13 protein-coding genes are annotated in these 18,707 nt (G+C 40.9%); 7 read left to right on the top strand and 6 right to left on the bottom strand.

Annotation, left to right across the window (positions count from 1 at the left end):
• The first annotated feature begins 133 nt into the window (after positions 1 to 133).
• The 5 genes from C7972_RS06315 (at position 134) to leuB (ending at position 6,973) form a co-directional block, all read left to right on the top strand.
• On the top strand, positions 134 to 1,696 hold the full coding sequence (locus tag C7972_RS06315; RefSeq protein ID WP_110355371.1) for a M28 family peptidase: 1,563 nt from the start codon (positions 134 to 136) through the stop codon (positions 1,694 to 1,696).
• 331 nt (positions 1,697 to 2,027) lie between these two features.
• Positions 2,028 to 3,437, top strand: a complete 1,410-nt coding sequence (gene leuC / locus C7972_RS06320; protein ID WP_110355372.1) for a 3-isopropylmalate dehydratase large subunit — start codon at positions 2,028 to 2,030, stop codon at positions 3,435 to 3,437.
• Between the two features lie 175 nt (positions 3,438 to 3,612).
• The gene (gene leuD, locus C7972_RS06325; protein WP_110355373.1) at positions 3,613 to 4,209 is read left to right on the top strand and encodes a 3-isopropylmalate dehydratase small subunit; all 597 of its coding nucleotides are present in this window, start codon (positions 3,613 to 3,615) and stop codon (positions 4,207 to 4,209) included.
• A 130-nt stretch (positions 4,210 to 4,339) separates the two neighbouring features.
• Positions 4,340 to 5,857 carry an alpha-isopropylmalate synthase regulatory domain-containing protein gene (locus C7972_RS06330; protein WP_110355374.1) on the top strand — a complete coding sequence of 506 codons (1,518 nt, stop codon included), beginning with the start codon at positions 4,340 to 4,342 and terminating at the stop codon, positions 5,855 to 5,857.
• 60 nt (positions 5,858 to 5,917) lie between these two features.
• Positions 5,918 to 6,973 carry a 3-isopropylmalate dehydrogenase gene (leuB, locus tag C7972_RS06335; RefSeq protein WP_110355375.1) on the top strand — a complete coding sequence of 352 codons (1,056 nt, stop codon included), beginning with the start codon at positions 5,918 to 5,920 and terminating at the stop codon, positions 6,971 to 6,973.
• 102 nt (positions 6,974 to 7,075) lie between these two features.
• Here leuB and C7972_RS06340 read toward each other — a convergent pair whose 3' ends face one another.
• Positions 7,076 to 8,272, bottom strand: a complete 1,197-nt coding sequence (locus tag C7972_RS06340; protein ID WP_110355506.1) for an MFS transporter — start codon at positions 8,270 to 8,272, stop codon at positions 7,076 to 7,078.
• Positions 8,273 to 8,687: 415 nt separating this feature from the next.
• Here C7972_RS06340 and C7972_RS06345 point away from each other — a divergent pair, with 415 nt between their 5' ends.
• Together C7972_RS06345 and C7972_RS06350 are read left to right on the top strand one after the other, a co-directional pair.
• Entirely contained in the window at positions 8,688 to 9,815 is a 1,128-nt protein-coding gene (locus C7972_RS06345) for an FIST signal transduction protein (RefSeq protein WP_110355376.1), read from the top strand.
• Positions 9,812 to 11,578, top strand: coding sequence for an ATP-binding protein (locus tag C7972_RS06350; RefSeq protein WP_110355377.1), 1,767 nt, complete (start codon positions 9,812 to 9,814; stop codon positions 11,576 to 11,578). The genes C7972_RS06345 and C7972_RS06350 overlap by 4 nt, the downstream gene beginning before the upstream one ends.
• A gap of 176 nt (positions 11,579 to 11,754) precedes the next feature.
• On the opposite strand, the gene C7972_RS06355 is transcribed toward C7972_RS06350, so the two are convergent.
• From C7972_RS06355 to ilvB, 5 genes are all read right to left on the bottom strand, one after another.
• Entirely contained in the window at positions 11,755 to 13,341 is a 1,587-nt protein-coding gene (locus C7972_RS06355; RefSeq protein ID WP_110355378.1) for an NADP-dependent glyceraldehyde-3-phosphate dehydrogenase, read from the bottom strand.
• 163 nt (positions 13,342 to 13,504) lie between these two features.
• Positions 13,505 to 14,758, bottom strand: a complete 1,254-nt coding sequence (gene ilvA, locus C7972_RS06360) for a threonine ammonia-lyase IlvA (protein ID WP_110355379.1) — start codon at positions 14,756 to 14,758, stop codon at positions 13,505 to 13,507.
• A 70-nt stretch (positions 14,759 to 14,828) separates the two neighbouring features.
• The gene (gene ilvC / locus C7972_RS06365; RefSeq protein WP_110355380.1) at positions 14,829 to 16,304 is read right to left on the bottom strand and encodes a ketol-acid reductoisomerase; all 1,476 of its coding nucleotides are present in this window, start codon (positions 16,302 to 16,304) and stop codon (positions 14,829 to 14,831) included.
• A 46-nt stretch (positions 16,305 to 16,350) separates the two neighbouring features.
• A complete protein-coding gene (gene ilvN, locus C7972_RS06370) occupies positions 16,351 to 16,875 on the bottom strand; it encodes an acetolactate synthase small subunit (RefSeq protein WP_110355381.1) in 525 nt (174 codons plus the stop codon).
• A gap of 62 nt (positions 16,876 to 16,937) precedes the next feature.
• A complete protein-coding gene (ilvB, locus tag C7972_RS06375; protein ID WP_110355382.1) occupies positions 16,938 to 18,671 on the bottom strand; it encodes a biosynthetic-type acetolactate synthase large subunit in 1,734 nt (577 codons plus the stop codon).
• Between the last annotated feature and the right edge of the window lie 36 nt (positions 18,672 to 18,707).

Below are 18,707 nucleotides of genomic sequence, written 5' to 3' on the forward strand. Positions count from 1 at the left end.
CTAACTTTTAAGGATTTGTACCACTTAAATAAGGTCAAGTTTCATAGTCCAAACAGTTTTATAAAAATACTAAGATTCTTTCTTTAAGATTTCCTTATTTTTGGAAAATTCTGAATTAATTAAAAATAGCTGAATGAAAAAGATACTGTTTGTTGCATTAGGACTTTCGTTGGCCTGCAACTCATCGCAAAAAACCATTTCCCAACAAATTGAACCGGTAAAGACCACGGTTGACCCCCAGGTTTACGCGGAATCCATTACAGAAGCCGAATTAAAGGAGCATCTCTATATATATGCTTCGGATGAATTTGAAGGTAGGGACACCGGAGAGCCAGGACAGAAATTGGCGGTTGAATATCTCAAGGATAACTATGTAGAACTAGGTATTCCTGCTGCCCAGTCCGATGGGAATTACTTTCAAAATGTTCCTTTGGTCATTAGTAAGCTGCCCAAGGGGACTGTTTCCATTAATGGGAAGGAATACCAAAATGGAGAAGGTTTGTTGACATTTACAGCTGCCACGGGTAGCTATGATAATATAGTATATGTAAACCATGGCATTGAGGAGGGGGATTACTCGGATTATGCAGGCATGGATGTTAAGGGGAAAATAGTTTTGCTGAAAGCAGGGGAACCTATGAACGCCGATGGAACCTATAGGCTGTCAGGCACCAATGAAAAGTCCGTTTGGAGCAATATGTCCGAATCCATAGGCAAAAGAATGGAATTGGCCTCGAGTAAAGGTGCAATTGGGATAATGTATTTTGACGAGGACAACTATGGTCGCTTTAAAAACAGGTTTAATTTTATGCAGAACAAAGATAGCGGAAGCATGGGCTTGAAGGATGAGGTGCAAAATGATTTTTTTAGCTTTTTTATCGATGCCCTTGTGGCAAATGCGCTTCTCCCTAATATCGAATCCGAAAATACTTCTAAAAACGTTCCCACCAAATTGGTTCTGAATATTGATAGTGACAGTCAGGACGTGGAATCGGAGAATGTAGTGGCCGTAATTAAAGGTACGGAAAAACCCGATGAGTATGTTATTATTTCAGCACATCTTGATCATGTTGGGGTAAATAAGGAGGGAGAGATTTTTAATGGCGCTGACGATGATGGCTCGGGTACCGTTGGTCTTTTAGAGATTGCCGAAGCTTTTAAGAAAGCAGCCGATGCGGGTCACGGCCCAAAAAGATCTGTTGTTTTTCTACATGTGACCGGAGAGGAAAAAGGTCTTTTGGGTTCAAAATATTACGCGGACCACGACCCTATTTTTCCATTGTCCCAAACAGTAGCCGATTTAAATATTGATATGATAGGGAGAATAGACCCAAAGCGCACGGGAGAAAGGAATTATATTTATTTAATTGGTTCCGATAAGTTGAGTACGGAACTTCATGAGCTATCCGAAGAGGTCAATAAAAAATATATGAATATTGAACTGGATTACACTTATAATGATGAAAATGATCCCAACCGTTTCTATTATAGAAGTGACCACTATAATTTCGCTAAAAATAATATTCCCATCATATTCTATTTTAATGGAACCCACGCCGACTATCACCAACCTGGGGATACACCGGACAAAATAAATTATGACCTCTTGCAAAATAGAACCAGACTGGTTTTTCATACCGCTTGGGAAATAGCCAATAGGGATGCCCGTCTTAAGGTGGACAAAGCAGCCAAGTAATTTAATATAGCTTCTGATGAAGAGGTTTTAAAAGGTGGATGAACTAGTTTTGTCCGCCTTTGTTATTAGTGATAATTGTGGCTATTTCTGCTTTAGCCCCTCCCCAGGAATAATATTCCCAAATAGGTGATGATCGGCTAAAGGCCGTTTCGTAAAAAAGTACTGGTTATATTCCAAACATTCACTAACTTTTATGTTGAACATCGTAATTATTCCTATATTAATTTCAGTGATTTACAAGATAGTCTTAATTTTGCATGCTAGTAAAAAAGTAGGCAATGGGCCACTGTACGAATATTAAATCTAAGATCATAAATCATAACCCTATAAAATGAAGAAAACGTTATTTGATAAAGTGTGGGATTCCCATGTTGTTCATAAGATTGAAAATGGGCCGGATGTATTGTTCATAGACCGTCATATGGTTCATGAAGTTACCAGTCCGGTGGCATTTTTAGGTTTAAAAAGTAGGGGTATTCCAGTAATGTATCCAGGGCGCACTTTCGCCACTGCGGATCATAATACACCTACCATTAACCAACACTTACCGGTTAAGGATCCGCTTTCGGCCAACCAGTTAAAAGCGTTGGAGGAAAACTCCAAGGCTCACGGTATTTCCTATTGGGGATTAGGGCATGAAAAAAATGGTATTGTGCACGTAGTAGGTCCGGAATACGGGATTACCCAACCTGGGGCTACCATTGTATGTGGTGATTCCCATACATCTACCCATGGGGCATTTGGAGCAATTGCATTTGGCATTGGAACCTCGGAAGTGGAAATGGTATTGGCTACCCAATGTATTATGCAGCAGAAAGCCAAATCTATGCGTATAAATGTTAATGGAAAACTTAGTTTGGGCGTTACTCCCAAAGATGTGGCCCTCTATATTATCTCCAAATTAACTACCTCAGGTGCAACTGGATACTTTGTGGAGTATGCAGGGGATGTTTTTAGGAACATGACCATGGAGGGCAGGATGACCGTTTGTAACCTAAGTATAGAAATGGGTGCCCGTGGTGGGATGATTGCCCCGGATGAAAAAACCTTTGAATATATCAAAGGACGTGAGTTTACCCCTGTTGGTGCCGATTGGGACAAGGCCATGGAATATTGGAAAACCCTTAAAACGGATGAGGGTGCAAGCTTTGATAAAGAAATAACTTTTGATGCTGCCGATATAGAACCTATGATTACCTACGGGACCAATCCAGGAATGGGTATCGGAATTTCCAATGGTATTCCAAAGGCAGAATCTTTGGAGGGTGGTGTTGCCACATATAAAAAATCACTTCATTATATGGCCTTCCATGAGGGCGATAATATGATTGGAAAGCCAATCGATTTTGTGTTCTTGGGGAGTTGTACCAATGGGCGTATTGAAGACTTTAGAGCCTTTGCTTCCATAGTGAAGGGTAGAAAAAAAGCCGATAATGTAACGGCTTGGTTGGTTCCCGGTTCCCATAAGGTGGAATCCGCTATTAAGGAGGAAGGAATTTTGGATATTTTGAACGCCGCCGGTTTTGAATTACGCGAGCCTGGATGCTCTGCATGTTTGGCCATGAACGATGATAAGGTTCCTGCCGGAAAATATGCCGTTAGTACCTCGAATAGAAATTTTGAAGGAAGACAAGGACCTGGGTCCAGAACGCTTTTGGCAAGTCCGTTGGTGGCAGCTGCAGCGGCCGTGACGGGTAAGGTTACCGATCCAAGGGAGTTGATGCAGGAGGAATTGGTTTAAAATATAATTGCACTTTTGGCAAAACCTATAATAATCCGGACCAACCACATAGTATTGGTACGTTAGTTTTAGGAAATGGCCTCTGGAGGGTTTTGTTGTGGTCAAAATAATTTTGTGATAAAAAAAGTTTAATTTTCGTTTGACGCCGGGCGTTGAACACATAAGTCTAAATAAGATGGCATACGATAAATTTGATATTTTAAAAACAACAGCGGTTCCGCTTCCCATTGAAAATGTGGATACAGATCAAATAATTCCGGCGCGTTTCCTTAAGGCGACAGAGCGTAAGGGTTTTGGAGACAATTTGTTCAGGGACTGGCGCTACAATCCGGATAATAGTCCAAAAGAGGATTTTGTACTGAACAATCCTACCTTTAGTGGCAAAATTTTGGTAGGGGGCAAAAACTTTGGATCTGGTTCTTCCAGGGAACATGCCGCCTGGGCGGTATACGATTACGGATTTAGATGCGTGGTATCCAGTTTTTTTGCAGATATTTTTAAGAATAACTGTTTAAACATCGGTGTGTTGCCCGTACAGGTCAGTGCTCCGTTTTTGGAAAAAATATTTGAGGCAATCTATGCAGATCCCAAAACGGAATTGGTGGTTAATTTACCGGAACAGACCATTACGTTGACAACTACGGGCGAATCCGAAAGTTTTGATATCAATCATTACAAAAAGGATAATATGCTTAACGGCTTTGATGATATTGATTACCTTTTGAATATCAAGGAGAATATTAGGGCATTTGCCGAAGATACTCCATTGTAAAATATTGGGTTGTAGTAAATGTACCCAAATGTTGATTGGAGAAAATCCCTTTTGTCTTCATATTGCACTAAGGAATTTTACTGTTTTTAAGTTATTGGGCATTAGAGATACCGTTACTAGTTCTGCATAAATGAAACGAAGAATAATTGAAATAATGGACACCACCCTTCGGGATGGGGAACAGACCTCCGGGGTGTCTTTTTCAGCATCCGAGAAACTAACTTTGGCCAAGTTGTTATTGGATGAGTTGAATGTGGATAGAATTGAAGTGGCTTCTGCGCGTGTATCGGAGGGAGAACTTTCGGCGGTACAACAGATTACCGAATGGGCCAATACCAAGGGGTATATGGACCGCGTTGAGGTGTTGACCTTTGTGGATGGGGGCGTTTCCATTGATTGGATGAAAAAATCCGGTGCCAAGGTCCAAAACCTTTTAACAAAAGGTTCTATGAACCACCTAACGCACCAACTTAAAAAAACGCCACAACAACATTTTAGGGAAATAGAAAATACCATCGCCGAGGCTGCCAAGGAAGGTATTTCTACCAATGTATATTTGGAAGACTGGAGCAATGGGATGCGAAATTCGAAGGAATACGTGTTCCAGTTTATAGACTTCCTGTCCGCATTACCTATTAAAAGGGTCTTGTTGCCCGACACTTTGGGAATTCTGACCTATTCCGAGACATACAATTATATATCGGAAATAGTAGAGCGCTACCCCACAATGCATTTTGATTTTCATGGGCACAATGATTATGATTTAAGTGTTTCCAATGTTATGGAGGCCATAAAAGCGGGTTGCCATGGACTTCATTTAACCGTAAATGGAATGGGTGAAAGGGCCGGTAACGCCCCCATGGCAAGTGCCATAGCGGTGATCAACGATTTTATGCCCGAAATAGAGGTGGCCGTTAACGAATCTTCCCTTTACAAGGTGAGCAAGTTGGTATCTGCCTTTACCGGATTTGGAATTCCTGCCAATAAGCCAATAGTAGGTGATAATGTTTTTACTCAAACTGCAGGAATCCACGCAGATGGGGATAGTAAAAAGAATTTGTATTTTAACGATTTAATGCCGGAGAGATTTGGTAGAAAACGTAAATATGCCTTAGGTAAAACCTCGGGTAAGGCCAATATTCAAAAGAACTTACAGGAGCTTGGATTAACGCTTAACGATGATGAATTAAGAAAGGTTACTGCCCGTATTATTGAATTGGGGGATAAAAAGGAAAAGGTTACCAAGGAGGATCTGCCCTATATTATTTCCGATGTATTGGATAGCGATACCTATCAACAAAAAGTTTTTGTTAAATCGTATGTTCTAACCCATTCCAAAGGTTTAAAGCCTTCCACTACCCTAGCCCTTGAAATTAATGGAGAACTTATAGAGGAACATGCCCAGGGCGACGGACAATACGATGCTTTTATGAATGCCTTGAGAAAAGTTTATAAATCCAAAAAAATGGAATTGCCCACCTTGGTCGATTATGCGGTTCGCATACCGCCAGGAAGCAATTCCGATGCGCTCTGTGAAACCATTATTACCTGGAAAAGGGATGGTAAGGAATTTATATCCAGGGGGTTGGACTCCGATCAAACCGTTTCGGCCATAAAAGCGACTGAAAAAATGTTGAATATTATTTAGGAATATATAAACAATTATAACCATGCCAGGCGTAGCACGAATGGCGAAAAGCAAGAATAAATGAATTTAAAAATTGCCCTTTTAGCAGGAGATGGAATAGGTCCTGAAGTAATTGACCAAGCAGTAAAAGTGTCCAATGCCATTGCCAAGAAATACAATCATGAGATAAGCTGGACACCGGCCCTTACCGGTGCAGCGGCAATTGATGCGGTTGGAGAGCCTTACCCGGATGAGACCCATGCGGTTTGTGAAGCTGCGGATGCTGTATTATTTGGCGCTATTGGGCATCCAAGATTTGACAATGATCCTTCTGCCAAGGTACGTCCAGAACAGGGGTTGTTGAAAATGAGACAAAAATTGGGCTTGTTCGCCAACGTTAGGCCTACTTTTACATTTCCTTCGCTGATAGACAAATCCCCTTTGAAACGGGAGCGAATAGAAGGTACGGATTTAATTATTCTAAGAGAATTAACGGGTGGAGTGTATTTTGGAGAACGTGGAAGAAAGGATAACGGGAATACGGCCTTTGACACTATGACCTATACCCGTGCGGAAATTCAGCGTTTGGCCAAAAAAGGTTTTGAAATGGCAATGGCCAGATCTAAAAAGCTTTGTTGTGTAGATAAGGCCAACGTGTTGGAATCCTCCAGATTGTGGAGAGAAACGGTACAGGCAATGGAAAAGGATTACCCAGAAGTAACTGTTTCCTATGAGTTTGTCGATGCAGTGGCCATGAGATTGGTGCAATGGCCAAAAGGATATGATGTAATAATAACTGAAAATCTCTTTGGAGATATTTTAACGGATGAGGCTTCGGTAATTTCCGGTTCTATGGGATTAATGCCATCGGCTTCCGTAGGAACCAAAACTAGATTGTACGAACCAATTCACGGATCCTATCCACAAGCAGCAGGAAAGGATATTGCAAATCCGTTGGCTACCGTACTTTCTGCTGCCATGATGTTCGAAGATTTCGACTTGAAGGAAGAGGCGCAGGCCATACGTGATGTCGTAAACAAATCGCTGGCCGAAGGAGTGGTTTCAGAAGATCTTGCTGAAGGTGGAAAAGCCTATAAGACCAGTGAAATTGGCGATTGGTTGGCATCGCACATTTAATATGACTATTATTTCCGCGCAGGCAGGAATATATAAAAAGCGGGCATCCAAACTGAATTGGATGCCCGCTTTTTTGTTTCCAAAGAATGTTGGATAATATGTTTAAGAATTGAATGCCATTTTTCTTTTAGTACTGACCGATCTACTTTTAGAGAACACAATTATCAATACAGCAATGGCTATACCTGTTCCTGCCATTAATGCCCCTACAAGACTTGCCGATGTAAAACCGTACCCTAAGGCTATGGGTAACCCGGCAAAGAAGGCTCCAGAGGCGTTGCCCATATTGAAGGCGCTCTGGTTCATGGAAGACCCCAGCATCTCAGACCCCTTTGATGCCTTTATAATAGCCAATTGAATTGGGGTTCCCACCATAAAGGAGACGATTCCAATTATGAACGTTAATATTAATATGGCCACTGGGTTTGCTGCGACCAAGTAGTTGATTAGTAGTACCATTACCATTAGCGATAAACTGATGATTACAGCTTTTAACGGACTAAATATTTCTGCCATTTTAGCGCCAATAAAATTACCGAACACCATTCCAACACCCGCCAAGATCATGGCATAACCTACCATGTTTTCAGAATGCCCCGAAACATTGGTCAATAAGGGGGCTATATAACTGTACCAAGCAAAGAATCCTCCAGTACCAATGGTGGTAAGCAATATTAGCATCCAGATTTCCACTCTTTTAAAAACCTTCAAATCCTTTATAAATCCTTCGGAAGATGATTTTTCCATTTTTGGCATCCAAAAATAGATGCTAAGCAGTGCAATTACACCTACAATACCCACCAAAAGAAAAGAAAGGTTCCAATTATAGTGGTGACCCAGATAGGTACCTATGGGCACTCCAATTACATTGGCTATGGTTAGTCCGGCAAACATGGTGGCAATGGCCTGGGCCGCTTTTCCTTCTTTCGCCAATTTTCCCGCAACTACCGCACCAATTCCAAAAAATGCTCCATGTGGCAAACCTGATAGGAATCTGGTAATCATTAAAGTGACATAGTTGGTTGAAAATGCCGAAAGGGTGTTGAAAACCGTAAACCATATCATTAAATACATCAACACTTTATGTGCAGGCCACTTTCCGCTCATAGCGGTCAAGGTGGGTGCCCCCACTACCACTCCCAAAGCATAGGCCGAAATAAAATGTCCGGCTTGAGGTATACTTATTTGCAGGGAATTGGCCACGTCTGGTAGAATCCCCATTATTACAAACTCGGTCATACCTATACCAAAGCCTCCTACCCCTAGGGCAAGTAGCGCTTTTTTGTTCGATTTCTCCATACTCATAATACTAACATTTAAGTCATTAATACAGGTACAATATTACTACAAGGCAATTTCTTACCGCTATGGAGAATTATCCTATTTATATTCAATTATATCCTATAAAAAAGCGGCAAAATTAATACTCTTTACCCAAATAATAAGTGTTTATGGTAGTTTTTAAGTCTGTTGGGAAAAATTTAATAGTTGAGGGGTACGACCCATTTACCATTTTTTTAATCTAAATGTTGCAACAACGACAGTCAGAGGGCACCATCGTCTACTGGAAAAGGTTCGGCAGTTTATATTACTGGATGGAAAAATGCCTTAAACCCTGTGGTATGGCCCATGAAACATCAAAATCTATACGATTTAGGAATATTGAACGTTGATAGCATATGTTTAGGAAGTTTTTTCCTACAAAATTTTTAGCATGAAAATATATCAGCACAAAATACTTCATCTAGAAGATTTAGATAAAATGGATTTGGATTTTATTCCTGATGTATTTTTCCTCTTCGCATCCCCCACCTTTATAGGTACGGAAGAGTTTGTATCCAAACTGGCAGACAAATTTGAAAATGCCAATCTAATAGGATGTTCCACTGCTGGGGAAATATTGGGAAATGAGGTAATGGATTCAACCATTGCCTTAACAGCCGTTAAGTTTGAAAAGACCAAACTTAGAATAGAGGAAGTTGATCTGGTTTCATGCAACCTTGATAGTTTTGAGGCAGGGAAAGCTATAAGCGGAAAATTAAAAGGGCCTGACTTAAGGCATATCTTCGTTTTAAGTGATGGGCTAATCGTAAATGGAGCAGAATTGGTAAAGGGGTTGCACCGGGATTTGGATAAGTCTGTAAGTATCACTGGTGGTTTGGCTGGTGATTGTTCAAACTTTGAGAATACATTTGTCATATCCGGGAACCAAGTGGCATCCAAAAAAATTGTTGCCCTAGGTCTATATAGCTCGGAACTAAGCATAGGATTTGCATCCAAAGGAGGGTGGGATAGTTTTGGTATTGAAAGATTGGTGACAAAATCTACGGATAATGTGCTCTATGAATTGGACGGTCAACCGGCATTGGATCTGTATAAATCATTTTTGGGAGAGTTGGCGAAGGATTTGCCCGGTTCGGGGCTATTATTCCCTTTGAGTATGAGGGATGAGGATAATCAAATACCAGTAGTCAGGACAATTTTGTCCATTGATGAAAAAAAAGGTAGCCTCACTTTTGCTGGAAATATTCCTCAAGGTTCCTATGTAAGATTGATGAAAGCCAATATTGATCGAATTATAGGAGGAGCGGAACAATCGGCGGTAATAGCCAAGAACAGTACAAAAGACCAACATCAACTGGCTTTCCTGATAAGCTGTGTAGGGAGGAGATTGGTTATGAAACAGTTGGTGGAGGAAGAGGTAGAAGCTGTAAATGAGGTGTTTGGAGATAAAATTTATACCACTGGTTTCTATTCATACGGGGAAATTGCTCCCTTTGATAAGTTTTCGCCCTGCACCTTGCACAATCAAACTATGACGATAACAACATTTTCCGAATGAGCAATAATTATCACAGATTACTCAAAAGACAGTTGAAAAAGATAGATTTGGACGATGGCACCCTAGATCTTATTACCCCTCTATTGCGTCTAGTGAACGACGCATATATGGCATATGATCGTGATATGGAACAGGTGGAGAATGTTTTGGAAATAAGTTCACAGGAATTGTTTCAGGCCAACCAACAGTTGAAAAACAGTGTGGAATCCATTTCTGGGCAATTGTCCAAAGTGGCTGGAAACATAAAGGATGTAATTTTTGAAATGGACTTGAATGGGAATTGGTCCTATTTGAATCCGGCTTGGAGAAAGTTGACTGGTTATATGGTCAAGGATTGTTTAGGAAAACCCTACTACCAATTTTTGAAGGACGACAAGGGGAATGATTTTAAGGATCTTATAGATTTAAAGACCCATAATTTTAGTACTATAAGCAAATCATTTAAGTCCCAAATTATTACCGGAGAATATAAGTGGCTGGATTTTTCCTTGAAGGTAATTATGTCCGAAGATGGAAAAATTGAAGGATATATTGGTGCTATAGTGGATATAAGCAAAATAAAGGAAACCGAATTGGCCCTGATCGAGGCCAAGGAAAAGGAATCTATGGCCAATAAGGCCAAGGACGAATTTTTAACGACTATGTCCCATGAGATTAGGACGCCATTGAACGCGGTCATTGGTATAAGCCACTTGCTAATACTGGAAAATCCAAAAATGGAGCAGATGGAAAACCTAAGCACTTTAAAGCACTCCTCGGAGCATTTATTGTGTTTGGTGAACGATATTTTGGATTTCAACAAAATTGCCTCCGGACAATTGGAATTGGAAAATAGGGATTTTAATTTAAATCAGGTTCTTAATGGTTTACAGAGCATATTCCACAATTCGGCAAAAGAAAAGGACATTCGGTTGCTTGTAAAAAAAGATACCTCCCTCCCGAAAATGTTTATAGGGGACAGTACTAGACTGTCGCAAATTCTGACCAATCTGGTAAGCAACGCTATTAAGTTTACAGAGGAAGGTAAAGTAATGGTAGATATTGAAGTGTTGGGGGTGGAAGGGGATTCCTACCTTGTGGAATTTGTGATTTCCGATACGGGCATTGGAATCCCTGAGGATAAAAAGGATAAAATATTTCTTTCATTTGCCCAAGCCAATTCAGATACGACAAGAAAATATGGTGGTACCGGCTTGGGACTGGCCATCTGTAAACGATTGTTGGAAATCATGGACAGCGATTTAAAACTGGAGAGCCAAGTTGGCAAAGGATCCACCTTTAGTTTTAAGCTAAAGCTACAAAGGAGTGGGGTTACGGATTATCAAGAGGATGCCAATGCCTTTGATGTCAAATCGATTCATGAACAGGATAATTTAAAAGGGACTAGAATTCTTGTGGCGGAAGACAACAAAGTAAATATAATGGTCATTGAAAAATTTCTCTCCAAGTGGCAGGTAGATTTTGATATAGCGGAAAATGGATTAATAGCCCTTAATAAGGCTATGGAAAACACCTATGATATGATTTTGATGGACCTTCAAATGCCTGTAATGAATGGTTTTGAAGCCAGCAAGGCTATTAGGGAGTCCAACAACCCGCTCAATAAGGTAATGCCCATCTACGCGCTTTCGGCATCTACGGGAATGGATACCAAGAACCAATTAGGGAAATACGGAATAGATGGTCTAATATGCAAGCCTTTTAATCCAACCGAATTATTCAAAACCTTGACCTCCATCCTTCAACAAAAGTATGTTCAGTAATTATTACATAAAAAGTGAAAGGTTTTCTCAATTAAAAGTCCTTCCATTCCTTTTGGAAGTGATAGGGATGGGAGGATTAAGATAAGTAAAAATCAAGGCCCATCCGATACATGTCAGGTGGGCCTTGATTTTAGAATATTCCAATGATGTACAATCCGTGCAATATGAATTACGGGTTATAGAATATAATCGGTACTAATAAAATTGGACAATTTGGACTCCAATAACTGTTCTACGGTTTCATTATTAAGTTCATTGTCCTTAAAGGCAACAAAGGTTCTTATAGAGAAGGAACGTAATGCATCATAGACACTTAGGGTTGCTTGGGCCGAGTCCTTTCGCCCGGTAAATGGATAAACGTCCGGGCCGCGTTGGCAAGAACTGTTCAGGTTTACCCTACACACTAAGTTCACCAAGGTGTCTATTAACGGAGCTATGGCGTATACATCTTTCCCGAACAAACTTACCTGTTGTCCATAGTTGGATTCGGCCATATCATCTAGTGGTTCTTCAATATCCTTAAAGGTAACGATGGGAATTACCGGACCAAATTGTTCTTCCTGATAGACCCGCATTTCTTTATGAACCGGATACAAAATTGCCGGCCAAATGTAATTGTCGGAATGCGTACCGCCTTTCTTATTCAAAATCTTGGCACCTTTTTCCCTGGCGTCATCTATCAACTCCTGTATATAGGCAGGTTTATCAGGTTCGGGAAGAGGGGTTAACTTAACGCCATCTTCCCAAGGGTTCCCAAATTTTAAGGCATCGACCCTTTCGGAAAACCGCTTATTAAATTCCTGGGCAATATCCTCGTGGACATAGATTATTTTTAGTGCGGTACAACGTTGACCGTTGAAGGACAAGGTGCCGGCAATACACTCGTCTATGGTTAAATCCAAATCTGCGTCGGGCAGTATTATGGCTGGGTTTTTGGCTTCCAGTCCAAGCACCAATCGCAGTCTGTTGCTTTTAGGATGTTGGTTTTGAAGTGCATTTGCCGATTTACTATTGCCTATCAAGGCCAAAACATCTACTTTTCCGGTCTTCATTATTGGGGCGGCTACTGCCCTACCCCTACCGAATACAATATTCACTACCCCTTTTGGGAAACTGGATTGAAAAGCTTCCAGCAAGGGTGTAATCAATAATACGCCATGTTTTGCAGGTTTAAATATGGTGGTATTCCCCATGATTATGGCAGGAATAAGCAAGGCGAAAGTTTCGTTTAGAGGATAGTTATAGGGGCCTAAACAAAGTACCACTCCAAGTGGCCCCCTTCGGATATGGGCATAAACACCGTCATTTTTTTCAAATTTGGCATTATCACGGTCAAGTTGCTTGTAATCCTCAATGGTATCGTATATATACTCTACCGTCCTGTCGAACTCCTTTTGGGAATCAGGAAGCGATTTGCCTATTTCCCACATCAGAAGTTTTACAATCTCATCCCTTTTGGTCTGCATTTTCTTTACAAAAATCTCCATGCAGTCTATGCGTTCCTTGACCCGCATGGTGGGCCATATCCCCTTACCTTTGTTGTAGGCCGTAAGGGCTGCATCCAGGGCTTCCAAAGCTTCCTTTTCCTCCATGTCCGGAATGCTTCCCAGTAAGGTTGGCGCGTATTTTTCTGTGCTGGATATGGTGGAATACACCTCAGAGGTCTTCCCGTCCCAAGCCTTTAATTCGCCATTGATGAGATAAGTTCTTTGATGGTTAACCTCGTTTATTTTGTATTCTGAAGGTATGCCCGATTTGCCCATAATTGATTCTTTTTTGAAAAATGAAACTATTGAAATTTAACTATCAGACCACTAAATTAATAAAACGATAATTCTAATTCCGTATAAATTTGGTAGAATATTTGAGGGAAAGTCACGAAAAGGATTTCGTATTTTTCAATATCACAAAATACCGCAAATTTTATCAAACCAAATACTCAAACAAATCCGGTTTATCGTTAATGTAGTCGCCAAAAAAATTGTTTTCCTTCATCCGTTTTACAAGCGGAGCCAAATCTTCTGGATTTTTTAATTCGATTCCCACTACGGCCGGAGCATTCTCCCGACTCGATTTTTTTGAATATTCAAAATGGGTAATATCATCGGTTGGACCCAAAATATCAACCACGAATTCCTTCAGAGCTCCTGGTCTTTGGGGAAAGCGTATAATAAAATAATGTTTTAATTTGCCGTAAAGCAAGGCGCGTTCCTTTATTTCGGCCGTACGGGTAATATCGTTGTTACTGCCACTTACAATGCAAACCACGTTTTTCCCTTTTATTTCTTCCTTATAATCGTCCAATACCGTAATGGTGAGGGCTCCTGCGGGTTCCACAACTATGGCGTCCCTGTTATAAAGGTCTAAGATGGTTTGGCAAACCTTGCCTTCCGGTACGGTTACCATATCATAAAGATGGTCCTTGCATATATTGAACGTGAGGTTTCCCACACGTTTTACCGCAGCACCATCAATAAATTTATCTATATGTTCCAATTCTGTGTTAACTCCCTTTTCCATGGAAGTTTTCATGGATGGGGCTCCTTCAGGTTCCACCCCAATGATTTTTGTTTGTGGTGATAATGTCTTAAATACGGCACAGAGTCCGGAGGCCAATCCACCGCCACCAACAGCCACAAAAATATAATCTATCGGTTTCTTGGTCTGTTCCAAAATTTCCAAACCGACCGTAGCCTGACCTTCAATAATTTTGGGGTCATCAAAAGGATGGATATAAGTCTTTTTCCCAGCGGCACAGAATGCCTTGGCCGCATCCGAGGAATCATCAAAGGTATCCCCCTCCAGTACCACGGTTACCCAATCCCCTCCAAATAATTTTGTTTGTTCAACCTTTTGTTTAGGTGTAACGGAAGGCATATAAATGGTTCCTTTTATTCCTAAGTGATTACAGGCAAAAGCAACGCCTTGGGCATGGTTTCCTGCACTGGCACAAACCACCCCGTTAGCAGTTTCTTTTTTACTAAGGGAACTGATCTTATTAAAGGCTCCTCTTATTTTATAACTTCTTACCCTATGTAGATCTTCCCTTTTTAAAAGAATGTTGGCATCATAGGCCTTGGAATATCTGATGCTCTGCATCAATGGGGTAATATCGGCTACCTGCCTAATGGTTTCGGCAGCCTTTCGGATGTCCTTTATTTTGGGGAAATATGTTTCCATTAATAGGTATATAAACAAAGACCTGCCCAGTAAATTAAACTCGGCAGGCCTTATAATTAGTTGATTGTAATTAAACTATAGGTTTCATAGCCGTCATGGATGCGCGCAACCTAGCTCCTACAATTTCTACAGGATGCTCGCGTAAGGCCTTGTTCACTGCAATTAGTTTTGCGTTGTCCACACTTAAATGTTTCTGGTCTGCAAAATGTCTTCCAATTACATCGGTATCTATGGTTTTCATAAAATCGGCCAATAAAGGCTTACAGGCATGGTCAAACAAATAGCAACCGTATTCGGCCGTATCGGATATGACCCTGTTCATTTCGAACAATTTTTTTCTAGCAATGGTATTGGCGATCAATGGAGTTTCATGAAGCGATTCATAGTAAGCGGATTCGGCAATAATTCCGGATTCGGTCATGGACTCAAATGCCAATTCCACACCAGCTCTAACCATTGCCACCATTAATACACCGTGGTCATAAAATTCCTGTTCAGAAATTTTATCGGATCCTGCAGGGGTTTTTTCAAATGCGGTCTCTCCCGTTGCAGCTCTCCAGGTCAATAGATTTTTATCGTCATTGGCCCAGTCTTCCATCATGGTTTTTGAAAAATGGCCACTCATGATATCGTCCATATGTTTATGGAAAAGTGGGCGCATTATATCCTTTAATTCTTCTGAAAGTTCAAAAGCTTTGATTTTCGCAGGGTTGGACAAACGATCCATCATATGGGTAATACCTCCATATTTTAGACCCTCTGTTATGGTTTCCCATCCGTATTGAATTAACTTGGAGGCATATCCCGGGTCAATTCCTTTTTCAATCATTTTATCAAAACAAAGTATAGAACCTGTTTGCAACAAACCACAAAGAATAGTTTGTTCTCCCATTAAGTCCGATTTTACTTCTGCAACAAAGGATGACTCCAATACACCTGCCTTATGTCCTCCGGTAGCCACTGCGTAGGCTTTTGCCTGCGCCAACCCTTTATCTTCGGGGTCATTGTTAGGGTGTACCGCAATTAGGGTAGGTACCCCAAAACCTCTTTTGTATTCTTCACGTACTTCCGAGCCTGGACACTTTGGTGCCACCATGATGACAGTTAAATCCTCACGGATCTGCATTCCTTCCTCCACAATATTAAAACCGTGTGAGTAGGATAAGGTAGCGCCTTTTTTCATTAGGGGCATAACCGCGGAAACCACACTGGTGTGTTGTTTGTCCGGAGTTAAATTAATTACCACATCGGCGGTAGGGATAAGTTCCTCGTAGGTTCCAACTGTAAAGCCATTTTCACTTGCGTTTATAAAAGACTGTCTTTTTTCTTTTATAGCCGCATCCCTTAGGGCATATGAAATATCCAATCCGGAATCGCGCATATTCAAACCTTGGTTAAGACCTTGGGCTCCACAGCCAACGATTACAATTTTTTTCCCTTTTAGAGCGGATACACCATCAGAAAATTCGGTAGATTCCATAAACCTACATTTTCCCAATTGGGTCAGTTGTTCTCTTAATGATAGCGTATTAAAGTAATTTGCCATTTTTTAAACTCGATTTTATGTCCCGATTAACTTCGGGGATGATTATTTATTGATTAAACTCTTTTAACAATGATGAAATTTTCATTTCCGATTTGGTAACCGCTATCCGCCCGGAGCGTACAAATTGCATAATGCCGTATGGCTTCAATTGTTGGTACATGTCATCAATTTCATTTCTTCTTCCGCTTTTGGCCAAAACAAAGAAATCCCTGGACACGGTAACAATTTGCGAATTACTATCCTTAATGATATTTTGAATATTTCGTTCATCGAACAATAAGGTGGAAGCCACTTTAAACAATGCAGATTCCTGATATATGGTTTCTTCATCGGTATGGTAGAAGGCTTTGATTACCTCGATTTGTTTTTCAACCTGTCCTACAATATTGCGCACCCAATCTTCTGTAGTGTACACTACAATGGTGAATTTTGACACGTGTTCTATTTCCGATTTAGAAACATTTAAACTCTCAATGTTTATATGACGTTTTAAAAATATCCCTGAAATTCTGTTCAGTAGTCCTACGCTGTTCTCGGAGTAAACTGAAATTGTAAACCATTTTTTTTCCATCTCCTTATCCCAATCCTCTATTAAAAATATGAAGTTATGGGCAATTTTAATTAATAATTATTTTATTTCAAACGTATATCCGATACTGATGCCCCGGAAGGAATCATAGGAAAAACATTATCCTCTTTTTCAACCTTAACTTCCAAAAAGTAAGCATCCTTGGAGGCCAACATCTCTTTTATGGTAGCCTTTAAATCCTTCCTTTCGCTTATGCGCTTTGATTCTATATGGTAACCTTCGGCAATTTTTACAAAATCGGGATTTACCATTACCGTGGAGGCATATCTACTTTCAAAGAACAGTTCCTGCCACTGGCGGACCATTCCCAAATGGTCATTATTAAGCACCACTATTTTTACAGGGGTCTTGTTCTGAAAGATAGTTCCCAACTCCTGTATGGTCATTTGATATCCGCCATCACCAATAATGGCAACGACTTCCCTATCCATAGCTCCCATTTTGGCTCCGATAGCCGCTGGTAATGCGAAGCCCATAGTTCCCAGTCCACCAGAGGTAACATTACTTTTGGTCTGTTTAAACTTGGCGTATCTGCAGGCTATCATTTGGTGCTGCCCTACATCCGATACTATAATGGCCTTATGGCCACTGGCTATATTGATTTCCTCTATAACCTCCGCCATTGTGAGTTTGTCCTTGGTAGGATAAACATCATTTTTGATGATCTGGTCAAATTCTATCTTATATTTTTCTTTAAACTCATTGTGCCAAGCTTCATGCTTGTTGGTTTTGATCAACGGCAATAATAAATCCAAGGTTACTTTGGAATCGCCCAATACCGCTACATCGGCCTTTACGTTTTTGTTTATTTCGGCAGGGTCTATGTCGAAATGGATAATCTTTGCCTGTTTGGCATAGGTATCCAAACTTCCTGTTACCCTATCGTCAAAGCGCATACCAATGGCAATGAGTACATCGCATTCATTGGTCAATAAATTAGGGCCGTAATTACCGTGCATACCTACCATTCCAACATTCAAGGGATGGTCTGTATCCATGGCCGAAAGTCCAAGTATGGTCCAGGCAGCAGGAATACCCGCTTTCTCCACCAAGGTCCTTAGTTGTTCCTCGGCTTGTCCTAAAATAACCCCCTGTCCAAAGACGATAAAAGGCTTTTTGGCCGTATTTATCAGATGGGCCGCTTCCTCAATGGCTTTTATATCTGGTTTGGGGTAAGGGTTGTAACTTCGAACCCCTTTGCAATGTTCATAGGAAAAGTCGAACTCATCAATTTGTGCATTTTTGGTAATATCCACCAATACAGGTCCTGGCCTACCAGATTTCGCAATATAGAACGCTTTGGCCAAAACCTCAGGAATTTCAGAAGCTTTGGTAACTTGACAGTTCCATTTGGTTACCGGTGTGGAAATTCCAATAATATCGGTTTCCTGAAAAGCGTCGGACCCCAGCAAATGTCTCGCTACCTGTCCCGTGATGCAGACCATGGGTGTCGAGTCTATCTGGGCGTCTGCAATACCGGTAATTAAATTGGTAGCCCCAGGTCCCGATGTGGCCACGGCCACACCTACTTTTCCGGTTACTCTAGAGTAACCCTGTGCAGCATGGGTAGCCCCCTGCTCATGTCTTGTTAAGATATGGGTAAGTTTGTCCTGAAATTTGTATAGTTCATCATACAGCGGCATGATGGCCCCTCCAGGATATCCATAAATCAAGTCTACACCCTCAGCCAATAGGCAATGGATTATAGCCTCCGCACCACTGATCCTCTTCGTGGCCTGCTTTGTTGATGCTGTTTTTTCCTTTTTTAATGTTTCCATAATTGTAGACCTAATCGGTTAACATACTTGGTATAA

The sequence above is a fragment of the Arenibacter sp. ARW7G5Y1 genome (genome assembly GCF_003201775.1).
Classification (GTDB): domain Bacteria; phylum Bacteroidota; class Bacteroidia; order Flavobacteriales; family Flavobacteriaceae; genus Arenibacter.